Origin of the sequence: Microbacterium alcoholitolerans (assembly GCF_050408615.1) — a bacterium.
GTDB lineage: Bacteria > Actinomycetota > Actinomycetes > Actinomycetales > Microbacteriaceae > Microbacterium.
In genome coordinates this window covers 18,099-31,688 of sequence record NZ_JBNTKD010000003.1, presented here as the reverse complement: position 1 = coordinate 31,688, position 13,590 = coordinate 18,099, and the positions used below count along the sequence as shown (strand labels likewise).

At 65.8% G+C, this 13,590-nt stretch carries 14 protein-coding genes; 12 read left to right on the top strand and 2 right to left on the bottom strand.

Annotated elements, in window-relative coordinates; translation table 11 throughout:
• Positions 1-79 precede the first annotated feature (79 nt).
• Positions 80-211: a hypothetical protein gene (locus ACQUSX_RS15445; protein WP_428907910.1), complete on the bottom strand. Its 132-nt coding sequence runs from the start codon at positions 209-211 to the stop codon at positions 80-82.
• 34 nt (positions 212-245) lie between these two features.
• On the opposite strand from ACQUSX_RS15445, the gene ACQUSX_RS15440 reads away from it, so the two are divergent.
• Positions 246-566 (top strand): hypothetical protein, encoded by a 321-nt coding sequence (locus ACQUSX_RS15440; RefSeq protein ID WP_428907911.1) that lies wholly within the window; start codon positions 246-248, stop codon positions 564-566.
• Between the two features lie 71 nt (positions 567-637).
• Here the strand turns inward: ACQUSX_RS15440 and ACQUSX_RS15435 are convergent, their stop codons facing one another.
• A complete protein-coding gene (locus ACQUSX_RS15435) occupies positions 638-1,408 on the bottom strand; it encodes an RNA polymerase sigma factor sigma-70 region 4 domain-containing protein (RefSeq protein WP_428907912.1) in 771 nt (256 codons plus the stop codon).
• Positions 1,409-1,638: 230 nt separating this feature from the next.
• On the opposite strand from ACQUSX_RS15435, the gene ACQUSX_RS15430 reads away from it, so the two are divergent.
• The 11 genes from ACQUSX_RS15430 (at position 1,639) to ACQUSX_RS15380 (ending at position 13,005) form a co-directional block, all read left to right on the top strand.
• A complete protein-coding gene (locus tag ACQUSX_RS15430) occupies positions 1,639-1,941 on the top strand; it encodes a hypothetical protein (RefSeq protein ID WP_017831610.1) in 303 nt (100 codons plus the stop codon).
• Positions 1,938-2,945 carry a conjugal transfer protein gene (locus ACQUSX_RS15425; protein WP_428907913.1) on the top strand — a complete coding sequence of 336 codons (1,008 nt, stop codon included), beginning with the start codon at positions 1,938-1,940 and terminating at the stop codon, positions 2,943-2,945. Before ACQUSX_RS15430 ends, ACQUSX_RS15425 begins: the two co-directional genes overlap by 4 nt.
• Complete coding sequence (locus ACQUSX_RS15420) at positions 2,942-3,235, top strand: hypothetical protein (protein ID WP_428907914.1); 294 nt, start codon at positions 2,942-2,944, stop codon at positions 3,233-3,235. The genes ACQUSX_RS15425 and ACQUSX_RS15420 overlap by 4 nt, the downstream gene beginning before the upstream one ends.
• 78 nt (positions 3,236-3,313) lie before the next feature.
• Positions 3,314-3,847: a hypothetical protein gene (locus ACQUSX_RS15415; RefSeq protein ID WP_428907915.1), complete on the top strand. Its 534-nt coding sequence runs from the start codon at positions 3,314-3,316 to the stop codon at positions 3,845-3,847.
• 1 nt (position 3,848) lies between these two features.
• On the top strand, positions 3,849-6,410 hold the full coding sequence (locus ACQUSX_RS15410; RefSeq protein ID WP_428907916.1) for an ATP-binding protein: 2,562 nt from the start codon (positions 3,849-3,851) through the stop codon (positions 6,408-6,410).
• Entirely contained in the window at positions 6,407-8,554 is a 2,148-nt protein-coding gene (locus ACQUSX_RS15405; protein ID WP_428907917.1) for a hypothetical protein, read from the top strand. Before ACQUSX_RS15410 ends, ACQUSX_RS15405 begins: the two co-directional genes overlap by 4 nt.
• Positions 8,551-9,669, top strand: coding sequence for a M15 family metallopeptidase (locus ACQUSX_RS15400; RefSeq protein WP_428907918.1), 1,119 nt, complete (start codon positions 8,551-8,553; stop codon positions 9,667-9,669). The genes ACQUSX_RS15405 and ACQUSX_RS15400 overlap by 4 nt, the downstream gene beginning before the upstream one ends.
• Complete coding sequence (locus tag ACQUSX_RS15395; protein ID WP_428907919.1) at positions 9,666-10,184, top strand: hypothetical protein; 519 nt, start codon at positions 9,666-9,668, stop codon at positions 10,182-10,184. The genes ACQUSX_RS15400 and ACQUSX_RS15395 overlap by 4 nt, the downstream gene beginning before the upstream one ends.
• A gap of 68 nt (positions 10,185-10,252) precedes the next feature.
• A complete protein-coding gene (locus ACQUSX_RS15390; RefSeq protein WP_428907920.1) occupies positions 10,253-10,525 on the top strand; it encodes a hypothetical protein in 273 nt (90 codons plus the stop codon).
• On the top strand, positions 10,522-12,678 hold the full coding sequence (locus tag ACQUSX_RS15385) for an FtsK/SpoIIIE domain-containing protein (RefSeq protein WP_428907921.1): 2,157 nt from the start codon (positions 10,522-10,524) through the stop codon (positions 12,676-12,678). Before ACQUSX_RS15390 ends, ACQUSX_RS15385 begins: the two co-directional genes overlap by 4 nt.
• Positions 12,679-12,747: 69 nt before the next feature.
• Positions 12,748-13,005 (top strand): hypothetical protein, encoded by a 258-nt coding sequence (locus ACQUSX_RS15380; protein WP_428907922.1) that lies wholly within the window; start codon positions 12,748-12,750, stop codon positions 13,003-13,005.
• Positions 13,006-13,590 lie beyond the last annotated feature (585 nt).

Sequence of the window (13,590 nt, the reverse complement as noted above, 5' to 3'; positions counted from 1 at the left end):
GGCTTCTACCTAGAAGGGGTGCTCTCTCACGTCTGAAACCGACAAACTGATCCAATGTTCGGTGCCACCCCCCGGTGGTTCAGCCCAGCCTACAGGCTTTCATCATTTTTGAAAGCCCATAGGCGACTAAGCCACCTTCTTTAGCGCCACCTTCAGGGTAAACCGCTTCGGCGTTATATCGGTGGTCAGTGGCGATCATCTCGGTGCTCACAGCTGATCGTTACGCGGATGCCACAATGGGGGTCATGACCCCCGACTCTCCCGACGAGCGCGCCCGCGTGCTTCGCGCCTTCGGGATCCCCGCACTGCGGGCGGGAATCATCCGGGCGACCCTGACGCGGGGCTCCGTGACCGCGCACGACCTGATGGAAGATCTGCAGGTGGGGCGAACCACCCTCATCGCGCACACTCAAGCGCTGGTCGATGCAGGGATCCTCGTGCAGGAGAGTGACCCGTCGAAGCTGGGCGCCCGATCAGGGTTCAACCGGCTTGTGTGGCGCGTCGATGAGCAGGCGCTGCGTGAGCAGCTCGATCTGTTGGCGACCTCTCTCGGCCTGACCCGGTGAGCGCAGAGAGCGGCCCCCACCTCGACTGAGATGAGGGCCGCTGATCAGGCGTCCCGCTGTGCCGTCCTCTGTCAGAGGATCTCGCCGAAGGCGACGCGGAGACGCTGCCGTGAGCGCTTGATGCGCTGGTTGATGCAGTCGACGGATACGCCGAGCTCCTGAGCGATGTCTGTCTGCTTCTCCTCACCGAGCGTGACGCGGGCCAGCAGGGCGGTCTCTTCACGGGTGACGATGCCGTTGTCGACGCCCCAGGAGAACAGTCGCGCGGCGAGAACTTCGATCGGCTGCTCCGGTCCATTCCATCCGCCGGCGACCGCCTCGAGGACATCCTCGCTCACGGGGGTCGTGCAGTTCGCGACGACCAGGTCGTTCTGGGTCTTCTTCGGGCTGAGCAGTCGCAGCAGCCCCATGGTGAGGTTCGCGTGCACGCGCCGACGCAGGTGCAGCTTGTACTGGCTAATCATTTCCCAGGCCATGCTGATCGCGTACCCGACGCGGTCGGCCCGGTCCATGTCGCCGAGGCTGCGGACGCGGTGCGCCATCCGCTGCGCGGCCGGGAGGAGGAGCTGCACGAGCGTGCGCTCGGCGATGCGGTCACCGGTGTGAGCGAGGCTGATCAGCTCGATGAGGGTGGCATCCTCTTCGGCCAGGTATGCGTCCCGGTCGCTCGAGCTGATCTGCTTGCTGCGGGCGGCGCGGTGCACGTGGTGGATCTCCTCGAGCAGCTCGCCACAGACGCGGATGCCGAGGGCACCGAAGTAGTGCTCGCGGGGTGCGTGCGTGGTGGACCATTCGAGGTTGAGACGCGTCATCAGCGGTGCCGGCTGGATGGTGGAGGACATCGGAGCTCCCAGAGGTGTTGTGGACCTGATCGCCCTCGACGTTCCTCACCGCGCGTGTACCCGTACGTGTATTAGCCCCTTCTTCGCTGCGTGATTCGCTGGCGAGTACACGCGCGAGATCCGCGTGATTCCGGGGAAGTTCACGTGTACCGGCGAGCTCCGCGAACTTTTTCTCGATCTCTTTGTCGGTTTCGCCCGTTCTTGGCTGCCCCTTACAGGTAGGAGGGTCCATGCCGGGCCCGGGATCGATGGGAGAGATCGAGATGGGCTCACAGGCGGGTCGCGACGTGGAGGAGATCGGGCCTGAGCTTCTTGGCGAACTGAAGAATCAGGCCGAGGTGCTCGGGGTTTACGACGAGGGGCAGGACATCGCTCTCGATCTCCATGAGGGCCTGTTCGATCAGGCGACCCGGGAGCGGGCGCTGGCCTTCCTCCAGTCCCGTCGGTACGAAGACGCCGCGGAGACCTACCAGCGCCTCACAACCGGTCCCGTCGACCTTCCGCAGCGCAACACGACGGACGGTGCGGCATGAAGCTCTTCGGGAAGAAGAAGCCTGCCGAGGCGGCGACCGATGCTCCCATCGACGACGGCGCCGCAGAGTCGGCTGGCTTCACGAACGGCTCTCTCCTCGGTTCGAAAGCCGTCACCGTAGTCATGCTCGTCGCGATCGCCTGTGGGCCGCTCGCGATCGGCATGTTGGTTGCGCGCGGCCAGGGATCCGCTCCCGTGGCGGCCGCGGCCGAGTCCAGCGACCTCACCCCGCTGCAGCAGGCAGCTGGATCCTTCGCCATCGGTTTCGTCGGCAGCTGGCTGTCAGCGACCAAGGAGGACAGCACGGCGCTGGAGACCTACGTCACCACCGCTCCCCCGGGACTCGGCGACATCCCCTTCGAGTACCGCAACCTCGCCGTGGTGGAGACAGCGCCCACTGAGGACGCCACCACGGTCACCGTCATGGTCGGCGCCGACGTGATGGAGCAGGCAGGTGAAGAAGAACCGGTATGGGTTCGCCGCTACTACGAGGTGATCGTTGACACCGCATCCGACCGCCTCAGCGCCATCGGATACCCGGCGCCCGTTGTCGGCCCGCAGTCGACCGCGGGAGCCGCGGGGCTCGGGCTCAACACGCAGCTCTCCTCCGACTCCCCCGCCGTCGAGACGATCCAGCTCATGCTGGCTGCTTACCTCATCGGACAGGGCAGCACGAGCTCCTACCTGACGCCTGGCGTCACCATTCCCGCTATCTCCCCGGCACCGTTCGCCCTCCTGACTCCGGTGTCGTTCTTCGCCGAGGAGCAGCCGTCCAAGTCTCCTGCCGACGGTGACACGACCCTCGTGCAGGCTCTCGTGACCCTCCAGACCGCCGAAGGCCGCACGGTGACCGCCACGTACTTCGTCGATCTGACCGCTCGTGCTGGGCGGTGGGAAGTCACCAGCCTCAGCACCTCCCAGTCCTCTTCGACCGCCCAGGTCGATGAGTCCCCTGCACCCACCCCGTCATCGACCGATGACACCACCGAAGGAGAAGACCAGTGAAATCTCTCATCCAGCCACTCGCCGCCGGATTTGACCACGTCGGCACGCAGCTGATCGTCCACGCCGACGGCATTATCGGCACCGCCAACGGATTCAACAACGAGCTGTACCAGCTCGTTGTCAACGGTGGCCTCACGGTCATCGTCATCCTGTTCCTCATCACCGCGTTCAAGAAGGGCTTCAGCGCAGGTGCGGTTCTCGGCGGACTGTTCGTCGCCGCTCTGGCGTACTTCGCACTCAACGGCGGCCTTCAGCTCATCGGCAACCTGTTCCGCGGCGAATTCGCGTAGGCCCAGCCGATGAGTACTCCCGATGTCGAGCGGCCTCGCGTAAGCCGCTTTTACACAAGCGTTCGCCGCATCCCCATCATGGTCGGGAAGGCGGGCAACACCCGTCTTCCCGGCGGGCCCTACTCGGTCCCGCAGTTCATCGCTGGTGGTGTCGTGCTCGTCATCGGGTGGAACACGATGAGCGTGTGGGGGCCGCTGTTCGGCACGTTCCCCCTCGTCCGCATCGTCGCACTGCTGGGGATGGCTGCCGTCGCCCTGTACCTGGCCGGCCAGCTTCCCTCGACACGACGCAAGATCCATCACATGGCCGCCGACACGGTGGGGGCGATCGCAAACCCAGCAGCGGGAACGCTGAACGGTCAGCCGATGAAACTGCGATCGCCCCATCGCCTCACGGGAACTGTCCTAATCGCGGGAGCCCCCGCCGTCAACGAGCCCGCACCCGTCCGCGTCGCCGCCCCGAGTCCTGCACCGGTGGCGGTTCCCGCACCGACGATCACCGCGGCTACGGAAACTCCCCCGCTCACCCTCGCCACGTCCCCCACTGCCCCGGCTCGCTACGCGTCGGGGCTTGACCGTCTGCTCGAGCAGGCACGCACCAAGGAGAGCTGACATGCGCATCCCCGATACCGCGATCATGGGCCACCTGAAGTGGACGCGCACGGGCACCGTGTGGGCCACCTGGCGCCTCGACGGACTCCCCAAGGGTCTCGGAGGTAGCGAACTCAACGACGTCCGACGCAAGATCCACCGCGCGCTGGCGCAGGGTCTGATCGGCGAATACATGCTGATGGGCTTCGGAGGCATCGTCTCCCCCGAGGAGGTCGCGAACAAGATGCTCGCCGGCGTCGACGTCAGCGAGAACCCTGTGTGGGCCGAGGAAGTACTCCTCAGCATGGACGAGTTCGACATGCGCCCCAACGGCCGCCGGGAGTACTGGATCTCCGTGCCTCTGCGCGTTCGGAGCCTCAAGGACAAGGCCCGCATGGTCTACGGCTGGATGGAGCACTCCGTCCGCGAGACCGTGGCGCTTCCGCTGCGCGCCCCCTCGGCCGAAGAGATCACCTCAGCGATGCGCGCTGCAGCTCGCATCGAAGAAGCCATCCCGGCATCCTTCGTCCCGCGTCGGTCGACCCCGGCCGAGCAGCTGTGGATTGGCACCCACGCGATGACCCGCGGACTGTACGAGAACCCGGCGCCGGCGCCCCGCGCGGACGAGCTGCCTCGAGGAGCCACGAAGGTGCTGATCGATGAGCACCTGCAGCACACCACCACGCCGAAGTCGTACCCGCTGCCTCACCTCGACGAGGGTGGGCAGACCGACTCGAAGGGCAAGATCAGCCGGATCAACCCGCTGGCCAACCGCTTCCTCAAGGTGACGGACACTCGCACGGGTGCGGCTAGCTACCAGGTTCTGATGGCACTGGCTGGCAGCCCGCGGGGTGGATGGGATGAGGATCTCGACTGGGTCGGAGCGCTCGACGAGCTTGGCGTGAACGCCGACTGGGTTTTCCGGGTGCAGAGCCTGCGAGCCCGGGATGCGAAGCGTCGCAACGCGCGTGCAGAGATCAACCTCACCGACCAGATGGATCAGCAGGAGGGCACTGCCGCGATCACCGGATCCGGTGGCGACCTCGACGTCACTGCCCGCGACCTCAGCGAATGGCACCAGGCGCTTGGGGCGTCCGAGCGCGAGGTGGAGATTCAGGCGACGTTCATCGTCGCCGTTGCTGGCGACACCGCCGACGAAGCCACCGAGCGCGCGCAGTTCACCAAGAAGTACTTCGCCGACAACCTCGAGTTCCAGTTCGACATCCCCATCGGGGGTCAGGAGAAGCTCTGGTGGGCGATGTGGCCCGGACACCCGTCCGAGCGCATCGTGAAGGAGTTCGCGGAGCTGACCACGGGCACGCAGTTCGCCTCACTCGCCCCCATGACGTCCACGGACCTAGGAGACGGAACGGGTCTGCTCTTCGCTGACAACATCACGTCGGGAACGGAACCGCCGGTGCTCCTGGATCTGTGGGGACAGATCACTGGTGACGTCTCTGGTTCTATCGGCATCGCCGGTGAGCCCGGTGGTGGCAAGTCCGTCGCGATGAAGATCATCCTCGGTGCAGTGCATGACCGTGGAGGCCGCTTCATCGTCATCGACCGCACCGACGCCAAGGAGTACGGCGTTTTCGCCGAGTCGATCGACCCGTCCCAGGCGACGATCGTCGACCTCGTCGCCCCGGAGTGGTCACTTGACCCGCTGCGTATCTTCGGCGCGAAGGCGGGCGCCAGCCAGATGCTCACGCTCTGCTCTGCCCTCCTCGGCGTGAAGGCCCGTTCCGCAGCGGGGGTGATGCTCGCCGACGTCCTCAATGAGCGCAAGGCAGAGAACGCCGGGCTGACCAACGCCAACGCGCTCCTCGCCCGACTGACCGAACTTGGCCGCACCGACGAGACAGCCCGCGAGCTCGCGGGTCTGATGAACCTGTACGCCGACACCGAGTACGGCGCCGTCCTCTTCGACAACGACCTTCCGCCGCTGAACCTCGCCAGCCGCGGCATCGTCTTCCTCACCCACGGCGTCGCCCTTCCGACCAAGGAAGAGATCGACAACTCGGCCATGTTCGACCAGCTGGGCCTGGACAAGCTCTTCGGGCACGCGATGTACGCGCTGCTGACCCGCATCGCTCGGGAGATCTGCTTCCGCGACCCCAACGAGCTCGCGGTGTTCGCCGCCGACGAGCTCGCACACGTCACCGCCAGCCCCCAGGGCCTCGCGGAAATCAATCGTTTCCTCCGCGACGGCCGCAAGCACGGCGCACCCGTCCTCGTGGCTTCTCAGGATGCCCGCGACTTCGGCGACGAGATCACCCGATCACTCATCAAGAACCGCATCCTGACCCGTCAAACCGACCCGTTGGCGGCGGAGTCGAACCTGGAGTGGTTCCAGAAGGGATTCAGCAAGATCCCGGCGAACGTGCAGACCGTCACCGAAGGCCTCTCCCCTCTTGGCGCCGACAACAAGGTGCCGGTGGGTCGCCGCGGTGAAGCCCTCTTCCGTGACGCGCGGGGCCGCATGGGGAAGATCCGCACGCGGGTCTCTCGTCGCCCTGACCGTGCCGCGGCCACTCTCTCCACCCCGAAGACCGTCAAGCCCTCCCCTGAGCAGGTGAACTCATGACCGCTTTCGCATCCGTCGCTCGCACCGCTGAGGGGACTCGTCGTCGCATCCGCCGTGTGTGGAAGTGGATCCGCCGCCACCCGCTGCGCACCGTGGCGATCCTCGTCGGCATCTGGACGATCACATCGATCCTCGGCGGCAACGTGATCCTCGCGTACGCAGCCGACGGAGACGCCGGTGCGACTCTGCCGTTCCTCGCCCCTATCGACGCCAAAGACAGCTCAGGGATCTCGATCGCCCAGTACGTGTCCCTGCCGATGGATCGTGGCGGCGTGTTCGACCCGATCAAGGCGTTCCTGGCGCAGACCGTCGACGCGATCTGGGTTTTTAACCTCACCGGCCTCAGCTGGGGCCTGTGGTTCATGCAGTTCATCGTCACCCTCGAATGGATCGACTGGATCGCCCCGCCGATCGAAGCGATCTTCCAGATGCTCTCCGGCCTTCTCTCGCAGATCGGATGGATCCCCGTCGGCCTCGCCCTCGCTGCGATCATCGGCTTCGTCGCCGTCATGCGCGGCCGCGTCGCCGCCGGAGCGACGGACATGGCCATCTCTGTCGCCGCGAGCGTCCTCGCTGTCACCCTTCTCGCGAACCCGATCGGTATGATCACCGGCCCTGACGGGGGCCTGCGCACCGCACAGGCATGGGGCGGATCCATTGCGGCATCTATCTCCAGCGGCGACGCGTCCTTCCTCGACAAGATGCCCTCCCCCGACACCGCACGGGAGGTCGTCTCTGAGGCGCTCATCGGTCAGATCATGGACGCCTGGGTGCGCTACCCCGCGCAGGAAATCGTGTTCGGCCAGCTGCTCGAGGGCTCGTGCGCCACTGCGTTCAACGACGCGATGATCGCCTCGAAGCCGTTCGAAGACGGCAGCGCCGTCCGTGACGCGGTTCGCCCCTGCGCCCCCGAAGCCGCCGAGTACGCCTCCAACACCAACATCGGGTTCGTCATCACCGCCGGCATCGCTGCCGGAGGATCCAGTGCCCTGAACTTCCTGTCTTTCATCCTCGGGATGGTGCTGCTCCTCGCGTCCGGCTTCACGCTGTGGAGTGCCGGTAAGTGGCTGTTCTCCACCTACGCCGCTATCGCGCCCGGGTTCGCCCGTCGCGCATGGTGGAGCTCGGCCCTCGGAATCCTCGCAGGACTGTTCAGCATCGGCGCCAGCATCGTCCTGGTCTCCGGGTTCCTGTCCATCACCACCAGCATGATGATGGCCCTCGCAGAGACCACACCGCTGTCGACGCTCGCACAGATGATCGTCATCAACGCCGTGGTGCTCACGATGGCGATCGCGCTCATCTGGAACTTCTACAAGGCCAGGAAGGCCGGGGAGAAGCTCTCCGAGCGACTCGCCCGGCTTGGCCTGGGCAAGTCTGCCGACCGCGCGCACCCGATCCGAGATCGCGCGCAGCGCATGGCCGAGAACTACGTCTCCAGCCGTCTGTCGTGGAACGCTCACCAGAAGGCTTCCACAGCTGCGGCCGCGGCCGCTGGAGCCGCTGCAGCAGCGACGGGCGGCTCTCCCGCGGCGGCCGCCACCGCCGCCACCGCCGCCTCCAACGCGACCCCAACCCCCAGTGCTGCCCCGCAGCCCGCAATCACCGGCATTCCGGCAGGCGCTGCTCCCGCGCAGCCGATGATCGAGCTCACCCAGACCGATGTGAAGAAGGCAGGCGGGGTGAAGGCCGCCGCGACGAAACTGCTGACCACAGGCGCATCCGTCGCTCTCGCGGCCGCGACCGGCGGTACAAGCGCCGCGGTGCTCACCCTGACCAAGGAGGGCGGCAAGTTCGTCCTGCAGCGCGGCATCGAGCAGGTTGCCTCTCGAGGCGAGAAGGCCACCTCCACCGGGGATGGTGACCACGACGAGCGGCCTGCCGGGTCGTCATTCGCTGCGTACGGACGCCAGATCATCGTCGACGCTGCAGGATCCAGCCAGATCGCGCCCCGAGAGGCACCGTCGCGCACGAGTTCCTACCGACCGAAGACGCCCGTCAGCACGCCCGCTACCGGGGCCGCTACGGCAACCGCGGCCACCAGCTCCGCCGTTGTCAGCAGCGCGGCGTCGTCGTCCTCGAGCGCACTTCGGGCTCGTCTGGCAGCGGCCGCAGCATCCGCCACCACAGGAGGCGTCAAGTGAAGAAGACCGGCGGTGTCATCGCGGGGATTGCTGCTATCGCAGTGATCCCCGCCGCGGTGCTCGTGTACTGGCTCGTCATGGGTATGACGGTGATCTTCGGCGCCAACGCCGCAGGGTGCTTCCCCAACGAGCAAGGCACGACCCAGACCGCGGAGCTCGACGTCGACGGCGTCCCTGCAGGGCCGATCGCCGGATACAAGCACGAGCAGCTCGTCAACGCCGCCCACATCGTCATCGCCGCGCAGAAGCTCGGCATCGACGGGCGCGGTCAGGTGATCGGTGTCATGACCGCGATGGGCGAGTCGAGCCTCGTCAACATCGACTACGGCGACTGGGAAACCAACGGGGTGAGGAACCCTGATGGATCGGCGACGTCGTCGATCGGTCTGTTCCAGCAGCAGGAGTGGTGGGGCACGCCTGCAGAGCGGATGAACGCGCAGACGGCGGCATCGAAGTTCTTCGCCTCGCTGCTCAAGGTCAGCGGGTGGGAGACCCTGCAGCCGACCATCGCCGCGCACCGCGTGCAGCGCAACGCCGACCCGTACCACTACGCGAAGTTCTTCGACGCGGCCAGCGAGATCGTCTCTACGCTCACCGGCCTTCCTCTGACCTCCGGCCCTGATGCCGGCAGCTGCGCCGTCGGCGCATCCGGCGACTACCCGCCGGCCACAGGGACGCCTCCCGGACCGTGGGGAGGGCACCAGAACGGTCGCATCCCCGAGAACCTGCTCACCCCGATCCCCTGGCAGGCCGAGTACAAGCTGCGCGGCGACGCGACCCAGGCGCTCATCCAGCTCAACGCGGCTTTCAAGGCCCAGTTCGGGTACGACCTCCCGATCAACGATGGCTACCGCGACTACCCCGGCCAGGTCGAGGCGAAGCGGAAATACGGCGACAACGCGGCCGAGCCCGGCACCAGCAACCACGGCTGGGCGATGGCGGTCGACATTGGCGATCGCGGGCACTGGGCCATCGGGTTCAACAGCGAGATCTTCCACTGGCTCAAGCAGAACGCCCCCGCCTACGGCTGGCAGCACCCGCCGTGGGCGGCAGCCGGCGGCCAAGGGCCGGACGAGGCATGGCACTGGGAGTACTACGGAAAGGCAAGAGCATGAGAATCCACCTGATTACCGCGGCCGCAGCCGTCGTCGGCGTGCTTCTGCTCGCAGGGTGCACCACCCCCAACGACATCGAAGAGCCCACCCCGACTCCCACCGCGGTGCAGGGGCCGGAGCGGCCCGAGGGATTCCCCACGCTGGGTGAGCCCGTTGGCGACGACAAGGCGGACTTCAAGAGCCAGCAGGAGGCGGTGGCGGCTGCAGAGGCCGCGATGACCGTGTTCGTGTCACACGACCGCGACTACGACGCCTGGTGGGCCGAGCTCTCCCCGCTGCTCACCGTGGAGGCGCAGGACGCGTGGGCGTATACCGACCCGCGCATGATCACCGTGACGCAGCTGACCGGCCCGGCAACCATCGTCGACGCTCCCAGCTCCACGCTCGTCGTCGTCGACGTCCCGACCGACATCGGCGTCTGGCGGCTCGAGCTCGTGCGCGCAGCTGAGGTCGGCACCACCGGTCAGGGCGCCTGGAAGGCCTTCACCCTGATGCCGCCCGAGACCACCGAATAGGCAGTTTGTCGGTTAACGGCGCCCGCGCCCACCCCTTCTAAGTGAGAGCACCGATTCGAGGAGACATCGTGAAAGAAAACGACACCGACACCCTGATCTACATCCTGGCCGGGATGATCTTCGTTCCGCCGCTGCTGGCGAAGCTCGTCCCGGGCGTGAGGGATGCCCTCGTGAACTGGCACATCCTCGTCACCGACAACGTGCTGATCCCCTTCCACGACGGCATCGGCCTGGATCTCCCCCGAGTACTCATCGTGCTGTGCGTCGTGGGAGCGATCGTGTCTCTCATCCTGCTCCTGCTCCGCGCCCGCGCCGCACGCAAGGAAAAGGCTGAGAAATGAGCCGCATGATCATCCCCGGGTCGACGCTTCCGCCACGAACGAAGCCGACTGCAGCTATCGCGATCGTCCTCTTCTCGACGATCGCGATCAGCATGTTCGCGTACATCACCTCCAACACTGTCGGCGCCGTACTCATCGGGATCCTCGGCGCCCTCCTGATCGCCGGCACCGTCGCGCTCTACCTGCGCAACCGTGAACGCCACGACGACGCAGACCTGTTCCTGCACCGGGTGCATGGGATCCTCGGCTGGCCAGACCCCCACCGCGGCCAGGTCGTGCCCTCGAAGTACCGCGGCGGCTGGGTCGGTAAGCCGACCCAGCTCAAGGTGGTCTACAACCCGCTCGCCGACGAGGAAGTCCCCGAGATGCTCGCGGAGATCCGTCGACTGGCCAAGCGGCAGTTCGGATCCGCGTTCAAGGTCGCCAAGCACAAGAAGAGCACCGTCATCATGGTCGCCTCCGGCACCTCCGCAGTCGAGCGCGATCGCGACGAGAAGATCGAGCGCTCCAAGCTCATCGTCGCCAAGACTTTCGGCAGCAGCGCCAACACCACCGTCGCCACCGAGCCGGTCACCCGCCAGGTCGACGGGAAGACGATCACGTCGACGAAGGTCACCCGCATCAGCGTCAAGTACGAGGTCGCCCCGAAGCTCTCCCGCAGCGGTGTGCGTGCTTCCGTCGAGTCGCAGATCTCCGGCGTGCTCGAGGGCCGCTGGAGGGCGTTCTGGGATCTCCCCAACGACACCTTCTGGATGGAACCCCGCCCCGAGCTGCCGAACGTCATCCCCAACCCGTTTGTCGCCCCCGAAACCGTCGACCCGCTCGCCACCTACGACGACCTGGCCGTGCCCGTCGCGATCGACGAAGACGGCAACGTCATCAGCTGGCGCCCCAAGCAGGATCCCCACTTCCTCACCACCGGGAAGACCGGTAAGGGCAAGACCGTCTGCGAGCTCGGCGTCATCGGATTCCTCGCCGCACACGGCTGGGAGATCTGGGGCATCGACGGCAAGCGCTTCGAGATGCTCGGACTGCGCACCTGGCCCAACGTCAAGCTCATCGCCGGCCGCATCGACCACCAGGCGCGCGTCGCCCACGAGGTCTACGAAGAGATGCAGCGCCGCATGGCCGCCTATGAGGCCGGATCCATCCGCCTCGAGGAGTTCGTGCCGATCCTGTTCGTCATCGACGAGTTCAAGACCTTCCGCAATGCGCTGCTGCGCTGGTACCGGATGGTCAAGCCGCGCGGTGCTGCCGCACAGCCGCCCGTCCTCGACGAGATCAGCGACATCGCCTCCCTCGGCCGCAAGATGCGCATCCACATCATGAACGGCCTCCAGCGCCCCGACGCCGACTTCCTCACCGGTGACATGCGTGACAACTACACCTTCCGCGCCAGCTGGGGTCGCCTCTCGGCCGAGGCCGCGAAGATGATGTGGAACAACTACACCACCGGCACGACGATCCCCACTACCGCCAAGGGCCGCGGCATCGCGTACAACAAGCAGGGCCAGGCCGTCGAGGTGCAGGGCTTCTGGACACCCGACCCGTACCAGACCGACGCCGAGCACCCCGAGCGGTGGGTGTTCCCCGGTGACCTGCAGCTCGTCGAGAACATGCGCCCCAAGAAGCGCATCCACGACATCATGAAGATCGTCGACCTGGAAGACGACGTCATCGACGTCGACGAAAAGGGCAAGCCGATCTACGCCGACTACGGCCACCACATGGCAACGCCCATCATCAACGCCGGCGACCCCGAGCTCATCGAGCGCGAACGCAAGATCCTCGGCGATGCCGAAGGTGACATCCGCCGCGAAAAGCTCGCCGCTCAGGTCGCCCTCCTCGAGCGCATCCAGATCGAAGAAGAAGAGCCGGAGATCTCCGACGAGGCCGAGATGTTCAGCGGCTACTCCCCCGCCATCGACCAGTTCCCCGAAGAGCTGCTCGTCGACGGCGAGCTCCGGGCCGAGGGCATCCTGATCCTCGTCGACGAAGACTCCGACACCTGGGGCCTGGTCGAGTTCGCCGAAGAGGACGAAGAGGACATCACCTTCTCCTACCGCGACTTCGCTACAGGAGACCCCGGTTCCAAGACCATCCCCACCGGCAACACCCTCATCACTCGTTCCCCCGTGAGCGCAGAAAACTGATGAGAGAGATTCGCGACACGCCTAACCCCACCACTAGAGATAATCCCATTGGTGGGGTTAACTGGGCGCATGTCCACGACCGAAGACCAGCCGAAGCGCCGCGTTCAGCGCCGCGCACGGGGCACCATGGTGCAACCTGTGCAGCTGACCTACACTGTGGAGAGCACGAGCAAGTCTCGGTTCGAGGCTATAGCCAAGCGCTCCGGCATGACGGGAGCTGTGTTCTTCGAGGCGGTTGTGGATCATCTCGAGCTGACCGATCAGGGCATTCCGCCCTGGGTTCCTCCGCTCGACCGCGATGGGGAGCTGCCTATCGACACGGCTTAACGCAAGAGGCCCCCTGCCGAAGCAGAGGGCCCGTTCGCATTGGGTTCAGATCTCAGAAGTTTGCCGCTACTGATCTGAATTTCGCAGGAATCCGGTTTGGCGACCGGCGTCCTGGCTTCGCACCGGGAGGCACCCGGAGCTTTGTTATACCCACTGACGCTCATCAGAAGGTGATCTCATCGTAGCTCAAGCGCGCCCTGATACACAGTCTTTCGAGCCTGTTTCTGCTGTCAATTTGCAAGAAAATTGCAAGCAGATTTCGACTTCCGACGCCAATAGATCCGGCCTTCGGGATTCTCGTACGCCGCTCGATGACTCACTCTCCAGCGACCAGGGTCTAAGCGATGCCCAGCAGGCCTCGCACCCTCGCAGCCACCGCGGTGTTTCCGGAGGATGCTCGTCGTGGTCGTTGCCTGTCGAGGATGGCGCCTACGCAGCTGTGCCCGCATGGCGGTCTCGGTCGGCGTGGATGAGCTGGGTCGTCGAAGAACTCGCCTCTCCTCGAGGTGTGGAGCTGTGCCGCGGGAAGATCAAGGCGGACACGGTCATCATGGTGGCTCGCGACGATGCGTCGACGGCAGATTC

Coding starts and splice junctions, on each gene's coding strand:
- ACQUSX_RS15380 (WP_428907922.1), top strand. CDS start 12,748: ATGTCCACGACCGAAGACCAGCCGAAGCGCCGCGTTCAGCGCCGCGCA.
- ACQUSX_RS15440 (WP_428907911.1), top strand. CDS start 246: ATGACCCCCGACTCTCCCGACGAGCGCGCCCGCGTGCTTCGCGCCTTC.
- ACQUSX_RS15405 (WP_428907917.1), top strand. CDS start 6,407: ATGACCGCTTTCGCATCCGTCGCTCGCACCGCTGAGGGGACTCGTCGT.
- ACQUSX_RS15435 (WP_428907912.1), bottom strand. CDS start 1,408: ATGTCCTCCACCATCCAGCCGGCACCGCTGATGACGCGTCTCAACCTC.
- ACQUSX_RS15395 (WP_428907919.1), top strand. CDS start 9,666: ATGAGAATCCACCTGATTACCGCGGCCGCAGCCGTCGTCGGCGTGCTT.
- ACQUSX_RS15410 (WP_428907916.1), top strand. CDS start 3,849: ATGCGCATCCCCGATACCGCGATCATGGGCCACCTGAAGTGGACGCGC.
- ACQUSX_RS15425 (WP_428907913.1), top strand. CDS start 1,938: ATGAAGCTCTTCGGGAAGAAGAAGCCTGCCGAGGCGGCGACCGATGCT.
- ACQUSX_RS15415 (WP_428907915.1), top strand. CDS start 3,314: ATGGTCGGGAAGGCGGGCAACACCCGTCTTCCCGGCGGGCCCTACTCG.
- ACQUSX_RS15385 (WP_428907921.1), top strand. CDS start 10,522: ATGAGCCGCATGATCATCCCCGGGTCGACGCTTCCGCCACGAACGAAG.
- ACQUSX_RS15430 (WP_017831610.1), top strand. CDS start 1,639: ATGCCGGGCCCGGGATCGATGGGAGAGATCGAGATGGGCTCACAGGCG.